Consider the following 19,899-nt stretch of genomic DNA (forward strand, 5'->3'; position numbering starts at 1 on the left):
GGGGACCGCCGGGCCACCTCAGCGGCTCGGGTCGGCGAGCCTGCCGGCCGCCGGTCGCCGTGCGACGCTCCCGACGGTGCCGGGCCCGGCGGGGATGGCGGTCCGTTCGACGATGTCCTGCACCACCTCGGTGGCGCTGACCCCGGCCAGGCGGGACTCCGTCGAGAGGATGAGGCGATGCGCCAGCACAGGCACGGCGAGCGCCTGCACGTCGTCCGGCAGGACGTGCTGGCGGCCGGCCATCGCCGCATGGGCCTTCGCGACCCGGAGCAGCTGGAGGGACGCCCGCGGCGAGGCACCCAGCCGCAGCCCAGCGTGGTCGCGGGTGCCGACGGCGAGGTCGATGATGTACTGCTTGACGGCGGGGGCTGCGTGCACGGCTCGGGTCCAGGCGGTGTAGCGGGTCATCGCCTCCGCCGTGGTGACGGGCTCGAGGTGTGCGAACGGGTCGGCGGACTGCTGCGCGTCGAGCATGGTCATCTCGGCGGCGTTGTCGGGGTACCCGACGGCGAGCCGCGCCATGAAGCGGTCGCGCTGCGCCTCCGGCAGAGGGTAGGTGCCCTCCATCTCCACGGGGTTCTGCGTCGCGACGACGAGGAAGGGCCGTGGCAGCGTGTACGTGGTCCCGTCGATCGTGGTCTGGCCCTCTTCCATGCACTCCAGGAGCGCGGACTGGGTCTTGGGGGAGGCACGGTTGATCTCGTCGCCGATCACGACGTTGTTGAAGACAGGCCCGGGGCGGAACTCGAACTCACCGCTGGTGGACCGGTAGATGTTGACCCCGGTGAGGTCGCTCGGCAGCAGGTCGGGCGTGAACTGGACCCGGCCGACGCGGCAGTCGATGCTGCGTGCGAGTGCCTTGGCCAGGGTCGTCTTGCCGACTCCCGGGACGTCCTCGACGAGGAGGTGACCTCCGGCCAGGAGCACGGCCACGGTGACCCGGACGAGGTCGGGGCGGCCGGTCACCACGGTCTCGAGCGCCTGTCGCACCCGGCCGGTGGCAGCGACCAGCTCGCCGAGGCCTGCGCGGAGCGCGTCGGGGCCGGGTTCTGCGGGCGGGGCAGGAGGGTGGCCGGCGCTGACGGCGCTGGTGGCGTGGTCGGTCTGCACGGGTGGGCCCTCCGGATGGTGCGTCAGGTGCTGTGAGCAGCCTAGTCGCTCCGTGACCTGCGCGTGACCTCGGTCACGCCACGCCGCTCACCTCCCTCCACCGCGCTCCACCAGCACCACAGCGACCTGACCTGGGGTGATGTCGGGACAGGGCGCGGGATGGGTACCTCTGCCCATGTCGTGACGCGCCTGGTGGAGGAAAGTGGAGTAGCGTGGAGTGAGCGGGAGCCCGAGGGGAGGTGCGGACCGTGGCAGGAGCACTGGGGGACCAGTTCCCGGGCACGGGGCTGCTCCTCGGCACGTACACCCCTCGGCTCGACGAGAAGGGCCGGCTCATCCTCCCGGCGAAGTTCCGTGCTCGGCTCGCCGCAGGGCTCGTCATGACGCGGGGTCAGGAGCGATGCCTGTTCCTGCTGCCGATGGACGAGTTCTCCCGCATGTACGAGCAGGTCCGGCAGGCGCCGGTCACCAGCCGGCAGGCACGCGACTACCTGCGTGTGTTCCTGTCGGGGGCGAGCGACGAGGTGCCGGACAAGCAGGGGCGCGTGGTGATCCCCGCGGCGCTGCGCGAGTACGCAGGCCTCGACCGGGACGTCGCCGTGATCGGCGCCGGCACCCGGGTGGAGATCTGGGACGCCGGTGCCTGGGAGGCCTACCTGGCCGCGCAGGAGTCGTCCTACTCCGACGTGGCCGAGGAGATCTTCCCCGACCTCCAGTTCTGAACCGGCACGAGCACGACGACAACAGCACGAAGCACTCGGGCGGCCCGCACGGCGAGGCCTCCTCCCGCGAGGGTCTGGCGCCACTTCCCCGGCGGCAGAACGGCGCGGAGGGAGACCTGGTCGGGTGGGCCGCGAGGGCCCCAGGACCGCCACAGCACGGAAGGAGGCGCGATGAGCACGGACGACGACGGTGCGCGACCCGCGCACGAGCGGCACGTGCCCGTGCTGCTGCAGCGATGCGTCGACCTGCTGGCGCCGGCGCTCGCCGCGCCGGGCAGCGTGCTCGTGGACTGCACCCTCGGCATGGGTGGGCACACCGAGGCGGTCCTGGAACAGCTCCCCGGGGCCAGGGTGGTGGGTATCGACCGTGATCCCCAGGCGCTCGAGCTCGCCTCGGCCCGGCTGGCACGGTTCGGCGACCGCTTCATGCCCGTGCACGCCGTCTACGACGACGTCGCCGACGTCGCGGCCGAGCACGCCGGGAGCGACGACGGCCTCGTGCAGGCGGTCCTCATGGACCTCGGGGTGTCCTCGCTGCAGCTCGACGAGGCGGGACGGGGGTTCGCCTATGCCCAGGACGCCCCCCTGGACATGCGGATGGACCAGTCCCGCGGGCTGACGGCGGCGGACGTGCTCAACACCTACGAGGAGCGGGAGCTGGCCCGGATCCTGCGCGTCTACGGCGAGGAGCGGTTCGCGCCGCGGGTCGCGCGAGCGCTGGTGCGCCGCCGGGACGAGCGGCCCTGGGAACGCACGGCCGAGCTCGCCGAGGTGGTACGGGCGGCGATCCCGGCCGCCGCGCGCAAGACGGGGGGGAACCCGTCGAAGCGGACCTTCCAGGCTCTCCGCATCGAGGTCAACGGTGAGCTGGAGGTGCTCGAGCGCGCGGTCCCCGCGGCGATCGAGTCGCTCGCCGTGGGCGGCCGGATCGTCGTGGAGTCCTACCACTCGCTCGAGGACCGGATCGTCAAGCGGGCGATCGCCCGCGGCCTCACGTCGAGCGCTCCGGCCGGGCTCCCTGTCGAACCCGAGACGCACCGGCCGTACCTCGAGGCGCTCACCCGCGGTGCCGAGGAGGCCGACGCCGCCGAGCTCGAGCGTAACCCGCGGTCCGCGTCGGTCCGGCTCCGCGCCGCTCGACGCCTTCGCCCGACCCCCGACCACATGATCCGTACATCGCACGGCAAGGAGTCGCGATGAGCGCCCTGCGAGCACCCGCACCGCTGCCCGAGCGTCGTGGCGACCCGACGCCGCGTCGCGCGCCGCTGACCGCTGTCGAGGGCGGCGGTGGCCGCCGCCTCGATGCCGTCCGGGCACCGCTGCAGGCCACCTCCGGCGTCCCGTTCATGATGCTCTGCGCGCTGGTGCTCGTCACGGCCCTGCTCTCCGCGCTGCTGCTCAACACCTCCATGGCCCGAGGCTCCTACGAGATGTCGCGGCTGCAGCGTGAGGTCGGCCTGGTCGCGCAGGACGTCCAGGAGGTCCAGGCCCAGCTGCGCGAGGCCGAGGCGTCGCTGCCGCAGGAGGCGACGAGGCTCGGCATGGTCCCTGCCGAGGACATGACGATGCTCTCGGTGACCGACCGCGCGGTGGTCGCGGGGGTCGGACAGGGGTCGTGAGCGCGACACGCCCGGGCCGGCCCCGTGGATCGGGGGCCGCGCGGACGCAAGATCGAGGTGTGAGCAGACGCACGACCGCACGAGGGCGGGCCACCACCCGGTCGACAGGTTCGTCGGCCGGCGTGGTGCCGCGACGCCGGCCGGCGGGTCGTCGGCCCTCCGCGCGCCGTGAGCCCGGCGACCCCGCCCGGCGCCAGCGGTGGCTCATCGTCCTGGTCGCGATCCTGCTGACGGTCTTCGTCGGGCGCTTGGTCCAGGTCCAGGTGGTCCAGGGGCCGGCGCTGGCGTCGACGGCGCAGCAGGCGCGGCTGGCCACCCAGGTCACGCCGGCGCATCGCGGTGACATCCTCGACAGGGACGGCACCGTCCTGGCGACGTCGGTCGACCGGTACACGATCATCGCCGACCAGGACGCGATCCAGGACTTCCGCGCCAACGGCCGTCACGACGCCGACGGTCAACCGGTGCAGGACGGCGCGCTGGGTATCGCCCAGCTCCTGGGGCCCGTCCTCGGCGAGACCGAGGCGACGCTCGCCGCTCGGCTCAACGGCGAGAGCCGGTACGTCAAGCTCAAGCAGGGTGTGGTGCCCGAGGTGCAGCGGGCCGTCGCCGAGCTCGACCTGCGGGGGTACGTCTACGCCGAGCTGAGCTCGAAGCGGACGTACCCCTCGGGCGCCGTCGCCGGGCCGATCCTCGGGTTCGTGAACTCCGACCTGGAGGGACAGGGCGGCGCCGAGGCGGCGTTCGACGAGGTGCTGGCCGGGACCGACGGCACCTACACCTACGAGCGCGGACGTGACGGCGTGCCCATCCCCACCTCCGAGATCGAGTCCGTGGCAGCGGTGCCGGGCCAGGACGTGCGCCTGACGATCGACGCGGACGTGCAGTGGAAGGCGGAGGAGCTGCTGGACGAGGCCGTCCGCGACACGGGGGCCGAGTACGCCGTGGCGGTCGTCCACGACCTGCGGACCGGTGAGGTCGTGGCGATGGCCGACTCGGGGGACGTCGACCCCAACGACCGGTCCACGGCGGCCGTCGCCGATGGCTCGCGGGCCGTGAGCGTGGTCTTCGAGCCTGGGTCGACGGGCAAGGTCATCGCGATGGCCGCGGCGCTGGAGGGAGGCTACTGGGAGCCCGACGACCAGTTCGAGGTGCCGGACACGTACACCGTGGACGGCGAGACGTTCCGTGACTCCCACCCGCACCCCGTCGAACGATGGACGCTCGCAGGGCTCTTCGCCCAGTCGTCGAACACGGGCACCGTGATGATGGGCGAGAAGATCCCCTTCGCCGTCCGCTACGACTACCTGCGCAAGTTCGGGTTCGGCGAGCGCACCGCGCTGGGGCTCGGTGGCGAGAGCGCCGGCCTCCTGCCGGCCGAGGACATCGACACGGTCGAGAACCGCACGCCCTACACCATCCTCTTCGGGCAGGGGGTGGCGGTCAACGCCGTGCAGGCCACCCAGGTGTTCTCCACCATCGCCAACGGCGGGGTGCGGATGCCGGCCACGATCCTGGCCGGTACCCGGACCGCCGACGGCGTCACGACCGACGCCGAGCCGGGCGAGGGCACCCGGGTCGTGTCCGAGGAGACGGCCGCCGACGTCATGACCATGATGGAGGCCGCCACGAGCGAGGAGGGCACGGGCTCGAGGGCCCAGGTGCCGGGCTACCGGGTGGCCGGCAAGACGGGCACCGCCCAGATGTTCGAGGGCGGCGGCACCACGTACGTCGCGTCGTACATCGGCGTGGCCCCCGCGGACGACCCACGCTTCACCGTCTCCGTCTTCCTCAAGAGCCCGCGGTCGTCGATCTTCGGCGGCGTGGTCGCCGCGCCCGTGTTCAGCGAGCTCATGGGCTACACGCTGCGCAAGGAGGGTGTGCCGCCCTCGCGCGAGCCCGTCGACCAGTTCCCGCTGACCTGGTGACCTGCTCGCAGCAGGTAGGTTCTACCCCGTGACATCCCCGACCGACCGCATCCGACCTGCGGATCCCGTCCCACGTCGGCTGGCCGACCTGGTCGCGGCGTTCGACCTGGCCACGGCCCCCTCGGCGTCGACCGCGCCGGACGCCGCGACGTCCCGCACCACGGTGTCGGCCGTGGCGAGCGACAACCGGACCGTGGCACCGGGCGACCTCTTCGTCGCCCTGCCCGGAGCCCGCAGCCACGGTGCGCGGTTCGCCGCGGACGCGGTGCGGCGCGGAGCCACGGCGGTGCTCACCGACCCTGCGGGCGCGGCAGGTCTCGCGGACCTCGCGGTCCCCGTCCTGGTCACCCAGGACCCCCGGCTGGTGCTCGGACCGGTCGCGGCCTGGGTGCACGGTGAGCCGGCCGAGCACCTGGCGACGTTCGCGGTCACCGGGACGAACGGCAAGACGACGACGACGTACCAGCTCGACCATCTGCTGCGTGGGCTGGGGCACCGGGCCGGCCTCGTGGGTACCGTGGAGACACGGGCGGGCGACCAGGTCCTGCCGAGCCGCCTGACGACCCCCGAGGCGGCCGACCTGCAGGCGCTGCTGGCGACGATGCGCGAGGTCGGGGTCGACGCGCTGGCGATGGAGGTCTCGTCCCACGCGATCGCGATGCACCGCGTCGACGGCATCGTCTACGACGTGGCCGGGTTCACCAACCTCAGCCAGGACCACCTGGACTTCCACGGTGACCTGCCGACGTACTTCGCCGCCAAGGCCGACCTGTTCACGCCGCAGCGCTCGCGGCGCGGCGTCGTGGTGGTGGACGACGCCTGGGGCGAACGGATGGCGGCCACCGCCGGCGTGCCGGTCGAGACGGTTCGCACCGTCCCGGCCCGCGGCGACGCCCCGGCCGCGGACTGGACCGTCGGCGACGTCACGCCCCATGGCACCGGTTCGGCCTTCACCCTCACCCACGCCGACGGACGTGCCGTGCGCACCTCCACGTCGCTGCCGGGCGACTTCAACGTGTCCAACGCGGCCCTCGCGGTCGTCATGGTGCTCGCCTCCGGGGTCCCCCTGGACGAGGTGGCCACCGCGCTCGCCGGGGTCGACGGGCTGTCCGCCCGCGTACCCGGGCGGATGGAGGTCGTCGGTGCGGGCGGCGACGGTCACCCGCGGGTGGTCGTCGACTTCGCGCACAACACCGACGCGCTCGAGCTCGCGCTGGCAGCGCTGCGCCCGACGACGCCGGGCCGGTTGGTGGTGGTCTTCGGCGCGACCGGTGACCGTGACCCGGGCAAGCGGCCGGCGATGGGATCGGCGGCCGTCGCCGGTGCCGACGTCGTCGTGCTGACGGACGACGACCCGCACGACGAGGACGCCGCGAAGGTCCGTGCCGAGGTGCGGGCCGGCGCGACCGCCGCCCAGGAGACCGCGCGGGCGGCAGGACGTGACGTCGACCTCGTCGAGGTGGCCCCCCGCGGCGAGGCGATCCGGCGGGCGGTGCTCGAGGCCGGTCCGTCCGACACCGTGCTCGTCGCCGGTCGCGGGCACGAGACCATCCAGGAGGTCAGGGGCGTCGACCTCGAGCTGGACGACCGTCTCGAGGCACGCAGCGCCCTGCGTGCCCGCGCAGAGAGGACCCCTTCCGCATGATCGAGCTCACCGCCGCCGAGGTCGCCGCCGTCACCGCCGGCTCGCTGCACGCGGACGCCGCCGTGGCTGTGACGGGACCGGTGGTCGTCGACTCGCGGCAGGTCGTCCCCGGAGCGCTGTTCGTGGCCGTGGCCGGCGAACGGGTCGACGGTCACGGCTTCGCTGCCGCCGCGGTGGAGGATGGTGCTGCCCTCGTCCTGGCGACGCGGCCGGTGCACGGCGTGCCGTGCGTCGTGGTGGACGACGTCCAGGTCGCGCTCGGAGCGCTCGCCCGCACGGTGCTCGCCCGGTTGCGGGAGTCCGGCGAGGTGCGGGTCGTGGCCGTCACGGGCTCGGTCGGCAAGACGACGACCAAGGACCTGCTCGGCCAGCTCCTCGCCCCGGACACGGGCGCCGAGGCGATCGTCGTGCCGGCAGGGTCGTTCAACAACGAGATCGGGCTCCCGCTGACGGTCCTGCGGGCGACGCCGGCGACCCGGGTCCTGGTGCTGGAGATGGGTGCCGACGCCCCGGGCAACATCGCCGACCTGACGGGTATCGCCCCGCCCGACGTCGGCATCGTGCTCGCGGTCGGCACGGCGCACCTGGGCCGGTTCGGCGACGTCGAGACCATCGCGCGGACCAAGGGGGAGATGGTCGAGGGGGTGCTGCCCGGCGGCACGGTGGTGCTCAACGTCGACGACTCGCGCGTGGCGGCGATGGCCGGCCGTGCCGCGCCGTCGACGGCGGTGGTCACCTTCGGCACGATCTCCTCGGCCGACGTGCGTGCTCGCGGCGTGGAGGTCGACGCCGGCCGGGCACGGTTCACCCTGGTCACCCCGGAGGGCGAGGCACCCGTGGCGCTGCGTCTGGTGGGGGCGCACCACGTCACCAACGCCCTGGCAGCTGCCGCGGCCGCCCGTCGGCTCGGCGTCTCTCTCGAGGACGTCGCCGCGCGGCTCTCGACGGCGACGCCGCTGAGCCCGCACCGCATGGCGGTGACCGAGCGCGGCGACGGGGTCACGATCGTGGACGACTCGTACAACGCCAACCCGGACTCGATGCGGGCCGCGTTGCGTACCCTGGCCGTGATGGCGGGGCGCACCCGCCGGTCGGTCGCCGTCGTCGGGGAGATGCGCGAGCTCGGCGACGCCGCGCGCGTGGAGCACGACGCGATCGGACGGCTCGCGGTCCGGCTGAACGTCAAGCGTCTCGTCGTCGTCGGCGAGGGGGCGTACCACGTCCACGAGGGAGCCCAGCAGGAGGGCTCCTGGGGAGAGGAGTCGGTGTTCGTGCCCGATCTGGAGACCGCCCGTGCGGTCCTGGCGGCCGAGCTGACGGCCGGTGACGTGGTCCTGGTCAAGGCGTCCCAGGGCTCCGGCCTGTGGCGGCTGGCCGACCAGCTGGTGGAGGCCGACGCGTGATCGCCGTCCTCGCTGCCGCCGGGGTGTCGCTGCTCGTCGCGCTGCTCGGCACACCGCTGTTCATCAAGTTCCTGATACGCCGCAACTACGGGCAGTTCGTCCGGCAGGACGGTCCGACGGCGCACTTCACGAAGCGTGGCACTCCCACGATGGGTGGTGTCGTCATCATCGGGGCCACGCTGCTCGGCGTGGCGGCGTCGATGATCCTCGCGGGCCGGCCCCCGAGCGCCTCGGCGCTGCTGGCGCTGTACCTCATGACGGGGCTGGGGCTCGTCGGCTTCCTCGACGACTTCACCAAGATCCGCAAGCAGCGCTCCCTCGGGCTGACGGCGCGCGCCAAGATCGTCGGCCAGGGGTTCGTGGGGATCTCGTTCGCCGTGCTCGCCCTGCAGTTCCCCAACGCGAACTCCCGCACCCCGGCCTCGACCCGGATCTCGTTCCTGCGCGACACGAACCTGGACCTCGCCTTCGCCGGGGCGACGGTGGGGCTGATCCTGTTCGTGATCTGGGCCAACTTTCTCATCACGGCGTGGTCGAACGCCGTCAACCTCACCGACGGGCTCGACGGCCTGGCCACGGGGTCGTCGCTGATCGTCTTCGGCGCCTACGTGCTGGTCGGCATCTGGCAGCTCAACCAGTCGTGCCAGCGCCTCGCCGCGGCCGGTCCGGGGTGCTACGAGGTGCGCGACCCGCAGGACCTGGCGGTCGTCGCGGCCGCGATCATGGGTGCGTGCGTCGGCTTCCTGTGGTGGAACGCGAGCCCGGCGAAGATCTTCATGGGCGACACCGGCTCGCTCGCGCTGGGTGGCGCCCTGGCCGGGCTGTCGATCCTCAGCCGGACCGAGATCCTCGCGGCGATCATCGGTGGGCTGTTCGTCATCATCGTGATGAGCGACATCATCCAGATCGGCTCGTTCAAGATGACCGGCAAGCGGGTGTTCAAGATGGCCCCGCTGCACCACCACTTCGAGCTGTCCGGGTGGGGCGAGGTGACGATCGTCATCCGCTTCTGGCTCATCGCCGGGTTCTTCGCGGCGCTGGGGATGGGGATCTTCTACGCCGAGTGGGTCGTCAGTTGACCCAGGACGCCGGTCCCTCCGCCGGGGCGGGCGGGGCGGTCGACCTCGTCGACGGCCGCCGCGTGGTGGTCGCCGGGCTCGGGGTCACCGGACGGGCCGTCGTCTCGGCGCTGCAGGGCCGGGCGGCCTCGGTCACGACGGTGGACGCCCGGGCCGTGGACGCCGACGTGCGCGGGGCGGACGCCTCGGACCCGCAGGTCGTCGCGCGCCTCCTGACCGGCGCGGACCTCGTGGTCGTCTCGCCGGGGTGGCCACCGACGGCGCCGCTGCTGTCGGCGGCACGGGCCGCGGGCGTGCCGGTGTGGAGCGAGGTCGAGCTCGCCTGGCGGCTGCGCGCCGGCGCGCCGTGGCTGGCGGTGACCGGGACGAACGGCAAGACCACGACCGTGCAGATGCTCGCCTCGATCCTCACGGCAGCCGGGCTGCGGACCGCCGCGGTGGGCAACGTCGGCACCCCGGTGCTGCAGGCTGCGCAGGATCCCGGCCTCGACGTGCTCGCCGTCGAGCTGTCCAGCTTCCAGCTCCACCACACGTCGTCCATGGCGGTCGAGGCCGGCGCCGTCCTCAACGTCGCCGCCGACCACCTGGACTGGCACGGGTCGCTGGACGCCTATGCCGCCGCCAAGGGTCGCGTCTACGCCGGCGCGCAGGTCGCCTGCGTCTACAACGTGGCCGACCCGCGCACCGAGCAGCTGGTGCGCGACGCCGACGTCGCCGAGGGGGCGCGGGCCGTCGGCTTCACGCTCGGCGCCCCGGGGCCGGGTCAGCTCGGCGTGGTCGAGGACGTCCTGGTGGACCGTGCGTTCCACGCCCCTGCGGACGCCCGTGACAGGCTCCGGACCGCCGCCGAGCTGGGGACCCTGGCCGACCTGGCCCACCTGGGACCGGACGGGGCACCGCCGCACGTGGTCGCGGACGCTCTCGCCGCCGCGGCGCTCGCCCGTGCCCACGGGGTGGAGGCCCGGGCCGTGCGCGACGGTCTGCGGGCGTTCCGTCCCGACGCGCACCGTGCCGCCGTCGTCCGCACGCTCGACGGCGTGGCCTACGTCGACGACTCCAAGGCCACGAACGCCCACGCGGCTGCCGCGGCGCTGGCGGCCTGCGCACCCGGGACCGCCGTGTGGATCGCCGGGGGGATGGCCAAGGGCGCCTCCTTCGACGACCTGGTCTCGAGCCGGGCCGACCGGCTGCGAGCGGCCGTCGTCCTCGGGACGGACCCTGCCCCCTGGACGGACGCCCTGGCGCGACACGCACCCGAGGTCCCGCTGGTCGTGGTCGATCCCGGCGACACTGGGACCGTGATGCACCGGGCGGTCAGCGCCGCGCGGGAGCTCGCCGTCCGCGGCGACACCGTGCTGCTCGCACCCGCCGGGGCGTCGATGGATCAGTTCTCGTCCTACGCCGAGCGGGGTGACGCCTTCACCGCCGCGGTGCGGGACCTGGCGTAGGGAGCACGATGGCCACCACCACCGGGGCACGGACCGAGGTCCGGCCGTGGCTCGGCCAGTGGAACTCCACGGTGACCAGCTACTACCTGCTCGTGGGTGCGACCGGACTGCTGCTCGTCATCGGGCTGGTGATGGTCTTCTCGAGCACGGCCGTCACCTCCATCGCCGCCGGGGACTCGCCGTACGCCGCCGGACTGGTCCAGGCGCGCTTCGCGCTGGTCGGCATCCCGTTCATGGTGGTGGCCATGCGGCTACCGGTGCGTTGGTACAAGCGTCTCGCGTGGCCGGGGCTCGTGGTCGCGCTCGGCCTGCAGTCGCTGACGCTGGTGCCCGCCTTCGGGCTGGGCAAGGGCGGCAACGTCGGCTGGGTGCACCTGGGCGGCGGCGTCGTCATCCAGCCCGCGGAGGTGAGCAAGGTGGCGCTCGCCGTGTGGCTCGGGGCCGTGCTCGGGCGCAAGCAGCACCTCCTGGGCTCGTGGGGTCACGTCTTCCTGCCGGCGGTTCCCGGCGCGCTCGTGCTGCTCGGCCTGGTGCTCGGGGGCCACGACCTCGGCACCGTGCTGGTGATGGCGGGTCTCGTGGCCGGCGCGCTGTGGGTCTCCGGCGCCCCGGCCAGGATGCTGGCCCTCGGCGGAGCTGTCGCGGCGTTCGTCGTCGTGGCGTTCTTCGTGGTCGGCAACGACAACCGCATGCAACGGATCACCTCGACCTACGGCGGCTGCACGGATCCGCAGGGCGACTGCTACCAGGCGCTGCACGGGCTCTACGGGCTCGGCACCGGTGGGTTCTTCGGGGTCGGGCTCGGCGCGAGCAGGGAGAAGTGGCGGTACCTGCCGGAGGCGCACAACGACTTCATCTACGCCATCATCGGCGAGGAGCTCGGGCTGCTGGGCACCCTGCTGGTGCTCGCCCTGTTCGCCGTGCTGGGCGTGGCGATGGCACGGGTGATCCGCCGGCACCCGGACCCGTTCGTGAAGATCACCACGGCCGCCGTCGCCTGCTGGGTGGTGGGGCAGGCGCTGCTCAACATCGGGGTGGTCATCGGGCTCCTGCCCATCATCGGCGTGCCGCTCCCGCTCGTCTCCGCCGGAGGGTCCGCGCTGGTGACCACGATGGCCGCGCTCGGGATGGTGATGAGCTTCGCCCGTTCGGAACCGGGGGCCGCCGAGGCCTTCGCCGCCCGGCGGGGGGTCGTGCGGCGCTCGATGACGGTGCTCGGCCGGGGTCGCGTCGCGGCCCGGTAGGGTCCGTGGGGTGAACAGCTCCTCAGTGCGATCCGTCGTGCTGGCCGGCGGCGGGACCGCCGGCCACGTCAACCCCTTGCTCGCCGTCGCCGACGAGCTCCGAGCCCGTGAGCCCGAGGCGTCGTTCCTCGTCCTGGGCACCGCCTCCGGGCTGGAGGCCGAGCTCGTCCCGGCCCGCGGCTACGAGCTGCGCGAGGTCCCCCGGGTGCCGCTGCCGCGGCGCCCGAGCGTGGACCTGCTGCGGCTGCCCGGCCGGCTGGGCGTCGCCGTCCGGGCGGCCGAGGCCGCGATCGACGAGATCGACGCGCAGGCGGTCGTCGGTTTCGGCGGGTACGTCTCGACGCCCGCCTACCTGGCTGCCCGACGGCGAGGCGTGCCGGTGGTGATCCACGAGCAGAACGCGCGCCCCGGGCTGGCGAACCGGCTCGGAGCCCGGTGGGCGGCAGCCGTGGCGACCACGTTCGAGCAGACCGCGCTGCCGGGGGCGACCTGCGTCGGGCTGCCGCTGCGCGCGGAGATCGCCGCGCTGGTCGACGCCCGGCAGGACGACGCCGTCGCAGCGCGGGCGCGGGCTGCGGACGTCCTGGGGCTGGACCCGTCGCTGCCGACCCTCCTGGTGACGGGCGGTTCGTCAGGGGCCGTGCGCGTGAACGAGGCCGTGGCCGGGGCGGCCGGGGCGCTCCTCGGCGCCGGCGTGCAGGTCCTGCACCTGACGGGCAAGGGCAAGGACGCGGCGGTGCGCGACGTCGTCGACCGTGCGGTGGCTGCCGGCGGGCACGAGGCGTCGCGCTACCAGGTACGCGAGTACCTGCCCGAGATGCACGAGGCGCTGGCCGCGTGCGACCTGGTCGTGGCGCGGTCCGGTGCCGGCACGGTCTGCGAGCTGGCGGCCCTGGGGCTGCCCGCCGTCTACGTCCCGCTGCCCGTGGGCAACGGTGAGCAGCGTCTGAACGCCGCCGGGGTCGTCGGGGCGGGCGGCGGCCTCCTGGTCGAGGACGCGCAGTTCGACGCGGCCTGGGTCGCGGACTACGTGCCGGGCCTCGTGGTCGACGCCGACCGGCTCGGGCCGATGGCCGACGCGGCGCGCTCGGTCGGGGTCCGCGACGCCGCCGCGCGGGTGGCGGACCTGGTGGCCGGTGCTGTCGCCGGACGCGCCCGATGAGCGACGCCGCGAGCCCCGGTCCGGTGCCGTTGGCCGAGCTCGGCCGGGTCCACCTGGTGGGTGTCGGTGGGGCCGGGGTGTCGGTGGTCGCGCGGCTGCTGGCGGCCCGAGGGGTCCACGTCCAAGGTTCGGACGCGGCGGAGAGCCCCGCGCTGGCCGCTCTGCGTGCTGACGGGGTACGGGTCTGGGTGGGGCACGACGCGTCGCACGTGCTCGACGCCGACGGCCGCGCGGTGGTCGACACCGTCGTGGTGTCCTCGGCGGTGCGTGAGTCGAACCCGGAGCTCGCGGCGGCGCGAGCCGCCGGGCTGCGTGTGCTGCACCGGTCCGAGGCGCTGGCCTCGCTGATGGCCGACCGGCGCGCGATCGCGGTGGCCGGGGCGCACGGCAAGACGACGACCTCGGCCATGGTGGCAATCGTCCTGCGTGCCGGCGGGCTGGACCCGTCGTTCGCGATCGGTGGGACGGTGCGTCTCGACGGTGGTCGAGCCGTACCCGGCGGGCATGCCGGTTCCTCGGACGTCCTGGTCGCGGAGGCTGACGAGTCGGACGGCTCGTTCCTCAACTACGCCCCGACGGTCGCCGTGGTGACGAACGTCGAGGCCGACCATCTCGACCACTACGGCTCTCAGGAGGCGTTCGAACGAGCCTTCGTCGACTTCGCCGCCAGGATCGTCCCGGACGGCTGGCTCGTGGCCTGCGCCGACGACCCCGGGTCGGCGGCGCTCGCGACGGCCCACCGCGACGCCGGTCGGCAGGTCGTGACGTACGGCACCCGGGAGGATGCCGACGTCGTCGTGGGGGACGTCGTCGTCGGCGCCGGGACGGTGCGTGCCACGGTGGCCGGGGGGCCGCTCGGTCGGGAGCCCCGAGCGCTGGAGCTGCAGGTACCCGGTGCGCACAACGCGCTGAACGCCACGGCGGCGGTCGTGGTGGCGACGCTGCTGGGTGTCCCGGCGGCCACCGCCGTGCACGGGGCGACCGGGTTCGTCGGCACCGGCCGGCGGTTCGAGCCCCGGGGCGAGGTGGACGGTGTGCGGGTCTTCGACAGCTACGACCATCACCCCACCGAGGTCGAGGCGCTGCTGCGTGCAGCCCGCCCGGTCGCGGGGGAGGGGCGGGTGGTCGTCCTGTTCCAGCCGCACCTGTACTCGCGGACGCGCGCCTTCGCGGGGCGGTTCGCCGACGCGCTCGCGCTCGCCGACGAGGTGGTGGTCACCGGTGTGTACCGGGCGCGCGAGGACCACGACCCGACCGTCACGGCACGGACCATCACGGACCTGTCGCGCGGGACGGGCTCGGGAGGTGCGCTGCGGCCGGTCGAGGACCGCGTGGAGGCGGCTCGGGTCGCCGCCGACCTGGCACGTCCGGGGGACGTGCTGCTCACCGTCGGGGCGGGCGACGTGACCGAGCTCGGTGGGGTGATCCTCGACCACCTCGCCGCGCGGTCCGGCGTGGCGCGCGACGACCGGGGGCCCGACGGCGCGACCATGGGGTGATGCGTCCGCCACCCCGTCCTCGCACGCCCCAGCGCCCGTCGCGTCCTGCGTCGGGCGGGGGGGAGACCGCGACGTCCGCGGGCAGCGCGGCGTCGGCCCGGAGCGCGTCCTCGCCTGAGCCCCCGCACCGTCCGAGGACGTCCGCCGGCCGGGAGGTCGAGCGCGTGCCGTCCGGGACGCGTGCGGCGCGAGCCCCGAGGAGCACGGCGCGTGAGGACCGGGTCACGGGGGCGATGGCGGACCGGCTCGCCGAGCGGTCGGCGATGCGGCGGCACCGCTCGTGGCGGATGGTCGTCGCCGCCGTCCTCGCCCTCGTGCTGCTCGGTGGCGCCGGGTGGGTGGTCGGCTGGTCGGACCTGCTGGCGTTGGAGAGCGGCGGCGTGACCGTGTCCGGCGAGGGCAGCACCGTGGACGCGGACGCCGTCCGGGAAACGGTCGAGGCTGCCGTCGGGACGCCCCTGGTGCGGGTGGACACGGGGGCCCTGCGGGACGAGATCCTCGCGATGCGCGGTGTCAAGGACGTCACGGTCGCACGATCCTGGCCGCGGGGGATCGACGTCGCCCTGACGGCCAGGGTGCCGGTGGCGGCGGTTCCGGACGGCGGTCGCTACGTGCTGCTGGACGACGAGGGGGTGCGGGTCGGCTCACGCAAGAAGGTGCCCTCGAGCCTCCCCGTCGTGTCGGTGCCCCTGGACGAGGAGTCGGCGGGGAGCCTGCGGGCGGCGCTGGCGGTCGTCTCGGCCCTGCCTGCGGACCTGGCGCGCGAGGTCGAGCAGGTCAGCGCCCAGACCCAGGACGATGTCGAGACCCTCCTGCGCGACGGCGTGAGCGTGCGATGGGGCGGCGAGACGAACCTGCCGTTGAAGCTGGAGGTCGTCCTCACGCTGCGGGAGGTCGCGCAGGACGCCGGCGTGATCGATGTCTCGTCTCCCGAGCTGCCGGTGACACGGTGACACGAACGGGCGACACCGTGGCATGCTGCGCCCGGCCGCTCGCGACACGCCGGGCCACGTGCGGGCGGCACCGGTCACGGCGACCTACCGTCGTCACAGCAGCAACCTGACATAACTCTCACCTTCGACTACAACCTGAGGGTTGGCGGCGGTGAGGTCAGGACCCGGATCGACCCGAGAGGCAACGACGTGGCAACTCCGCAGAACTACCTGGCAGTGATCAAGGTGGTCGGCATCGGCGGTGGCGGCGTGAACGCCGTGAACCGCATGATCGAGGTCGGCCTCAAGGGTGTCGAGTTCATCGCCATCAACACCGACGCCCAGGCGCTGCTGATGTCGGACGCCGACGTCAAGCTCGACGTCGGGCGCGAGCTCACCCGTGGACTGGGTGCCGGCGCCGACCCCGAGGTCGGGCGCAAGGCCGCCGAGGACCACGAGGAGGAGATCGAGGACGTCCTGCGCGGGGCGGACATGGTCTTCGTCACCGCGGGCGAGGGAGGCGGCACGGGGACCGGCGGGGCTCCCGTGGTGGCCCGGATCGCCCGCTCCCTCGGTGCGCTGACCGTGGGGGTGGTGACGCGGCCGTTCACCTTCGAGGGCCGGCGACGCTCGGTCCAGGCCGAGCAGGGGATCGAGGCGCTCCGCGAGGAGGTGGACACCCTCATCGTCATCCCCAACGACCGCTTGCTGTCGATGTCCGACAAGAGCGTCTCGGCGATCGCCGCGTTCCACTCCGCCGACCAGGTGCTGCACTCCGGCGTGCAGGGCATCACCGACCTCATCACGACCCCCGGCCTGATCAACCTCGACTTCGCCGACGTGAAGTCGGTGATGCAGGGAGCCGGTTCGGCGCTGATGGGCATCGGGTCGGCCCGAGGCGAGGACCGCGCGGTGCAGGCCGCCGAGCTCGCGATCTCCTCGCCGCTGCTCGAGGCGTCGATCGACGGTGCGCACGGCGTGCTGCTGTCCATCCAGGGCGGCAGCGACCTCGGTCTGTTCGAGGTGCACGAGGCGGCTCGGCTCGTCCAGGAGGCCGCCCACCCCGAGGCCAACATCATCTTCGGCACCGTGATCGACGACGCCCTCGGCGACGAGGTCCGTGTGACCGTGATCGCCGCCGGGTTCGACGGCGGCCTGCCGAAGGCCCGGGAGGACTCCCGGGCGCTGGGGCAGGTCAGCGGTGCCGGTGCCTCGCCGTTCGGCGACGGCGCCCGGACGGCGCCGGCGCCCTCCGGGACCTCCCCGGCGGGAGCGTCCCCGGCCACCGCACCGGTTCCCGCCGCGGAGCCCGCGCACGCGCGGCCCCGGCCGATCCCGGCGGACCCGGACGACGTGCCGGCCAGCCTCCAGCCCGTCGGCACCACGCAGGCACGCCCGGCGTTCACGGTGGTCGAGAACGGCGAGGGCGTGACGGTGGAGCGTCCGGTCGAGGTGCCGCGCGTGGCCGAGCGTCCGCGTCCCGAGGTGGAGCTCGACGTGCCCGACTTCCTGAAGTGACGTCGTCGACGACCTGGGCCCAGGAGGCGCTGTTGCCCGCGGACCTCGGAGCCGGCCTCCTGCGCGCGGACCTCGGTCCGGGCGTGGTGGCCGGCTTCACCACGCGGCACGGCGGTGTCTCGCCGGCGCCGTGGGCGTCGCTCGACCTCGGCACGTCGACGGGCGACGAGGAGGCCCGGGTGCGTCGCAACCGCGAGCAGGTCGCCACGTGGGTGGGTGCGCCCGTCGCGTTCGCCACGCAGGTGCACGGCGAGGCGGTGCTCACCCTCGGGGCGGCCGAACGTGCCGAGTGGGAGTCCGTCGCCGCTCCGCTCAGCGCAGGGGAGGCCGACGGTCTCGTCACGGCCGAGGCGGCGCTCGGGCTCGGTGTGCTCGTCGCCGACTGCGTGCCGGTGCTGCTCGCCGACCCGGTCGCGCGCGTCGTCGGTGCCGCGCACGCCGGGCGGCGTGGTCTCGTGCTCGGCGTCGTCGACCGCGTGGTCGACGCGATGCTGGCCCGGGGCGCACGGGTCGGCGACCTGCGTGCCGCCGTCGGGCCCGCTGTCTGCGGGGGGTGCTACGAGGTGCCGCACGCCCTGCGCGAGGAGGTGTCCGCCGTCGTCCCCGCGACGTGGGCGACCACCGACCGGGGGACCCCCGGCCTCGACCTGCCGGCCGGCGTCGTGGCGCAGCTGTCGGCCCGCGACGTCCCGAGCGCGCGGGTGGACCGGTGCACGCTCACCGACCCCGACCTGTTCTCGCACCGGCGCGCCACCGCCGCCGGGACCGTGGCAGGCAGGCAGGCGGGTGTGGTGGTCCTCGCCTGAGTCGCGCCCGGTGTGCCGTCGCGTCGAGGGCTTGCCCGGCGTGTCGTACCTCGACTAGCGCCTCGTCGTGGTTACCGTCAAGTCACGGATCTACCGACGAAACGGAGCAGGGCGATGGGCGGAGCGCTTCGCAAGACCATGCTGTACCTGGGGCTGGCCGACGACCAACGCCCCGACGGGGAGTACCTCGACGAGTTCGACGAGGAGCTGGAGCCGGTGCGGGACGACGACTACCAGGCCGAGGTCACGCCGCTGCACCGGGACGGAGCACCGATGGACGCGTTCGCCGGGGGAGACCTGCGGCGGATCACGACGATCCACCCGCGGTCGTACAACGACGCCCGGCTGATCGGCGAGGCGTTCCGTGGTGGCACCCCGGTGATCATGAACCTGTCCGACATGGACGACGCCGACGCCAAGCGTCTGGTCGACTTCTCGGCGGGGCTCATCTTCGGCCTGCACGGTTCGATCGAGCGCGTCACCAACAAGGTGTTCCTTCTCTCTCCCGAGCACGTGGAGATCACCGGCGAGGAGCAGGTCGCCGAGCGTCCGGACCCGCGTGCCGGAGCCTTCTACAACCAGAGCTGACGACTTCCTCACGCACGGCCCGGGAACGCCCCCCGGGTCGTGCGTCGTGCGTCGGGTAGGTTGCCCTCGTGAGTGTGATCTTCGGCATCGTCTCCTTCGTCCTGTTCCTGTTCCTCGTGTGCCTGATCGTGCGCCTCGTCTTCGACTGGGTGCAGGTCTTCGCCCGCGACTGGCGCCCGCGCGGCATCGTGCTGATCCTGGCCGAGGCGGTGTACACGGTCACCGACCCGCCGCTGCGGGCGCTGCGCCGCGTCATCCCGCCGCTGACGCTCGGCAGCATCCGGCTCGACCTCGCGTTCCTGGTGCTGTTCTTCGCCACGTCGATCCTCATGAACCTCGCCCGGGCACTGGCGGGCACCGTCGCCTGAACCGAGGACTGTGCGACACGCGGGACCATGTCCCGTGCGACCTGTGAAGAGACCGTGAGTGCGCGGTCCCCGGGGGGCCCCTGCTGCGGGTGTCCGCTACCGTGGGCTTCCACGGACGCTCCGGGTCCGTGCACTGGACCGCGCTACGGCAACGAGGTGACACGATGGCACTGCTGACGGCAGAGGACATCCTCAACAAGAAGTTCTCGGCGACGAAGTTCCGTGAGGGCTACGACGTCGAAGAGGTCGACGACTTCCTCGACGAGGTGGTCCGCACGCTCACCTCCGTGCAGGAGGAGAACGACGACCTGCGCTCCAAGCTGGCTGCGGCCGAGCGTCGTGTGGGTGAGCTGAGCCGCAGCGATGCCGCCCAGCAGTCCGTGGTCGAGCAGCCCGACGTCGCGGCGCAGGTCCAGGCCGCGGCCGCTGCCGCGGCCGCCGCTCCGCCCGTCGGAGACGCGCAGCCCGCAGAGCCCGAGTCCGCCACGGGGATGCTCCAGCTCGCCCAGAAGCTGCACGACGACTACGTGCGCTCGGGCCAGGAGGAGGGCGACCGCCTGATCTCCGAGGCCAAGTCCGAGGGCAGCAGGATCGTCCGTGAGGCCGAGGAGACGAGCCACCGCACGCTCTCCCAGCTCGAGCAGGAGCGCTCGCTCCTCGAGCGCAAGATCGACGAGCTGCGGCTGTTCGAGCGTGACTACCGCACCCGTCTCAAGAGCTTCCTGCAGAACCTCCTGGGCGACCTGGACGCGCGCGGGTCGGCACTGCCGCCGCAGCGTCAGAACGCGAGCGCAGGGCGTTCCCAGGAGCTCTGAGCACGACCCGGAG

18 protein-coding genes are annotated in these 19,899 nt (G+C 73.6%); 17 read left to right on the forward strand and 1 reads right to left on the reverse strand.

The genetic code is table 11. The annotated features are described in order from the left end of the window. Nucleotides 1-18: 18 nt before the first annotated feature. On the reverse strand, nt 19-1,110 hold the full coding sequence (locus tag HDG69_RS07425) for an AAA family ATPase (protein WP_425484015.1): 1,092 nt from the start codon (nt 1,108-1,110) through the stop codon (nt 19-21). A 248-nt stretch (nt 1,111-1,358) separates the two neighbouring features. Here HDG69_RS07425 and mraZ point away from each other — a divergent pair, with 248 nt between their 5' ends. The 17 genes from mraZ to HDG69_RS07510 all read left to right on the forward strand — a co-directional run bounded on the left by mraZ (nt 1,359) and on the right by HDG69_RS07510 (nt 19,886). Next, nucleotides 1,359-1,832, forward strand: a complete 474-nt coding sequence (mraZ, locus tag HDG69_RS07430) for a division/cell wall cluster transcriptional repressor MraZ (RefSeq protein ID WP_171783031.1) — start codon at nt 1,359-1,361, stop codon at nt 1,830-1,832. 171 nt (nt 1,833-2,003) lie between these two features. After that, nucleotides 2,004-3,032 carry a 16S rRNA (cytosine(1402)-N(4))-methyltransferase RsmH gene (gene rsmH, locus HDG69_RS07435; protein ID WP_171783032.1) on the forward strand — a complete coding sequence of 343 codons (1,029 nt, stop codon included), beginning with the start codon at nt 2,004-2,006 and terminating at the stop codon, nt 3,030-3,032. Continuing rightward, entirely contained in the window at nt 3,029-3,451 is a 423-nt protein-coding gene (ftsL, locus tag HDG69_RS07440) for a cell division protein FtsL (protein WP_171783033.1), read from the forward strand. The genes rsmH and ftsL overlap by 4 nt, the downstream gene beginning before the upstream one ends. Before the next feature lie 59 nt (nt 3,452-3,510). Further along, nucleotides 3,511-5,379: a peptidoglycan D,D-transpeptidase FtsI family protein gene (locus tag HDG69_RS07445; protein ID WP_343036309.1), complete on the forward strand. Its 1,869-nt coding sequence runs from the start codon at nt 3,511-3,513 to the stop codon at nt 5,377-5,379. A gap of 28 nt (nt 5,380-5,407) precedes the next feature. Beyond that, on the forward strand, nt 5,408-7,024 hold the full coding sequence (locus HDG69_RS07450) for a UDP-N-acetylmuramoyl-L-alanyl-D-glutamate--2,6-diaminopimelate ligase (RefSeq protein WP_171783035.1): 1,617 nt from the start codon (nt 5,408-5,410) through the stop codon (nt 7,022-7,024). Beyond that, on the forward strand, nt 7,021-8,427 hold the full coding sequence (locus HDG69_RS07455) for a UDP-N-acetylmuramoyl-tripeptide--D-alanyl-D-alanine ligase (RefSeq protein WP_171783036.1): 1,407 nt from the start codon (nt 7,021-7,023) through the stop codon (nt 8,425-8,427). The genes HDG69_RS07450 and HDG69_RS07455 overlap by 4 nt, the downstream gene beginning before the upstream one ends. Continuing rightward, on the forward strand, nt 8,424-9,506 hold the full coding sequence (gene mraY, locus HDG69_RS07460) for a phospho-N-acetylmuramoyl-pentapeptide-transferase (protein WP_171783037.1): 1,083 nt from the start codon (nt 8,424-8,426) through the stop codon (nt 9,504-9,506). The genes HDG69_RS07455 and mraY overlap by 4 nt, the downstream gene beginning before the upstream one ends. Next, the gene (gene murD, locus HDG69_RS07465) at nt 9,503-10,954 is read left to right on the forward strand and encodes a UDP-N-acetylmuramoyl-L-alanine--D-glutamate ligase (RefSeq protein WP_171783038.1); all 1,452 of its coding nucleotides are present in this window, start codon (nt 9,503-9,505) and stop codon (nt 10,952-10,954) included. The genes mraY and murD overlap by 4 nt, the downstream gene beginning before the upstream one ends. Before the next feature lie 8 nt (nt 10,955-10,962). After that, nucleotides 10,963-12,198 carry a peptidoglycan glycosyltransferase FtsW gene (locus HDG69_RS07470; protein ID WP_171783039.1) on the forward strand — a complete coding sequence of 412 codons (1,236 nt, stop codon included), beginning with the start codon at nt 10,963-10,965 and terminating at the stop codon, nt 12,196-12,198. A 10-nt stretch (nt 12,199-12,208) separates the two neighbouring features. Next, nucleotides 12,209-13,360, forward strand: a complete 1,152-nt coding sequence (gene murG / locus HDG69_RS07475) for an undecaprenyldiphospho-muramoylpentapeptide beta-N-acetylglucosaminyltransferase (protein ID WP_171783040.1) — start codon at nt 12,209-12,211, stop codon at nt 13,358-13,360. Beyond that, a complete protein-coding gene (gene murC, locus HDG69_RS07480) occupies nt 13,357-14,859 on the forward strand; it encodes a UDP-N-acetylmuramate--L-alanine ligase (RefSeq protein WP_171783041.1) in 1,503 nt (500 codons plus the stop codon). Before murG ends, murC begins: the two co-directional genes overlap by 4 nt. Before the next feature lie 164 nt (nt 14,860-15,023). Beyond that, entirely contained in the window at nt 15,024-15,812 is a 789-nt protein-coding gene (locus HDG69_RS07485) for a cell division protein FtsQ/DivIB (RefSeq protein WP_343036310.1), read from the forward strand. Between the two features lie 189 nt (nt 15,813-16,001). After that, a complete protein-coding gene (ftsZ, locus tag HDG69_RS07490) occupies nt 16,002-17,309 on the forward strand; it encodes a cell division protein FtsZ (RefSeq protein WP_171783042.1) in 1,308 nt (435 codons plus the stop codon). Next, nucleotides 17,306-18,115: a peptidoglycan editing factor PgeF gene (gene pgeF, locus HDG69_RS07495; protein WP_171783043.1), complete on the forward strand. Its 810-nt coding sequence runs from the start codon at nt 17,306-17,308 to the stop codon at nt 18,113-18,115. Before ftsZ ends, pgeF begins: the two co-directional genes overlap by 4 nt. 114 nt (nt 18,116-18,229) lie before the next feature. Then, the gene (locus HDG69_RS07500) at nt 18,230-18,703 is read left to right on the forward strand and encodes a cell division protein SepF (RefSeq protein WP_106267961.1); all 474 of its coding nucleotides are present in this window, start codon (nt 18,230-18,232) and stop codon (nt 18,701-18,703) included. 68 nt (nt 18,704-18,771) lie between these two features. Next, a complete protein-coding gene (locus tag HDG69_RS07505; RefSeq protein ID WP_171783044.1) occupies nt 18,772-19,071 on the forward strand; it encodes a YggT family protein in 300 nt (99 codons plus the stop codon). A 164-nt stretch (nt 19,072-19,235) separates the two neighbouring features. Next, entirely contained in the window at nt 19,236-19,886 is a 651-nt protein-coding gene (locus HDG69_RS07510; RefSeq protein ID WP_171783045.1) for a DivIVA domain-containing protein, read from the forward strand. Nucleotides 19,887-19,899: the final 13 nt, after the last annotated feature.

It is taken from the genome of Isoptericola halotolerans, assembly GCF_013149785.1.
GTDB classification, from domain to species: Bacteria; Actinomycetota; Actinomycetes; order Actinomycetales; family Cellulomonadaceae; genus Isoptericola; species Isoptericola halotolerans.

Bases quoted from the DNA above. Each gene is read 5' to 3' on its own strand.
- rsmH (WP_171783032.1), top strand. From the start codon at position 2,004: ATGAGCACGGACGACGACGGTGCGCGACCCGCGCACGAGCGGCACGTG.
- ftsL (WP_171783033.1), top strand. From the start codon at position 3,029: ATGAGCGCCCTGCGAGCACCCGCACCGCTGCCCGAGCGTCGTGGCGAC.
- HDG69_RS07455 (WP_171783036.1), top strand. From the start codon at position 7,021: ATGATCGAGCTCACCGCCGCCGAGGTCGCCGCCGTCACCGCCGGCTCG.
- HDG69_RS07470 (WP_171783039.1), top strand. From the start codon at position 10,963: ATGGCCACCACCACCGGGGCACGGACCGAGGTCCGGCCGTGGCTCGGC.
- murC (WP_171783041.1), top strand. From the start codon at position 13,357: ATGAGCGACGCCGCGAGCCCCGGTCCGGTGCCGTTGGCCGAGCTCGGC.
- HDG69_RS07500 (WP_106267961.1), top strand. From the start codon at position 18,230: ATGGGCGGAGCGCTTCGCAAGACCATGCTGTACCTGGGGCTGGCCGAC.
- HDG69_RS07510 (WP_171783045.1), top strand. From the start codon at position 19,236: ATGGCACTGCTGACGGCAGAGGACATCCTCAACAAGAAGTTCTCGGCG.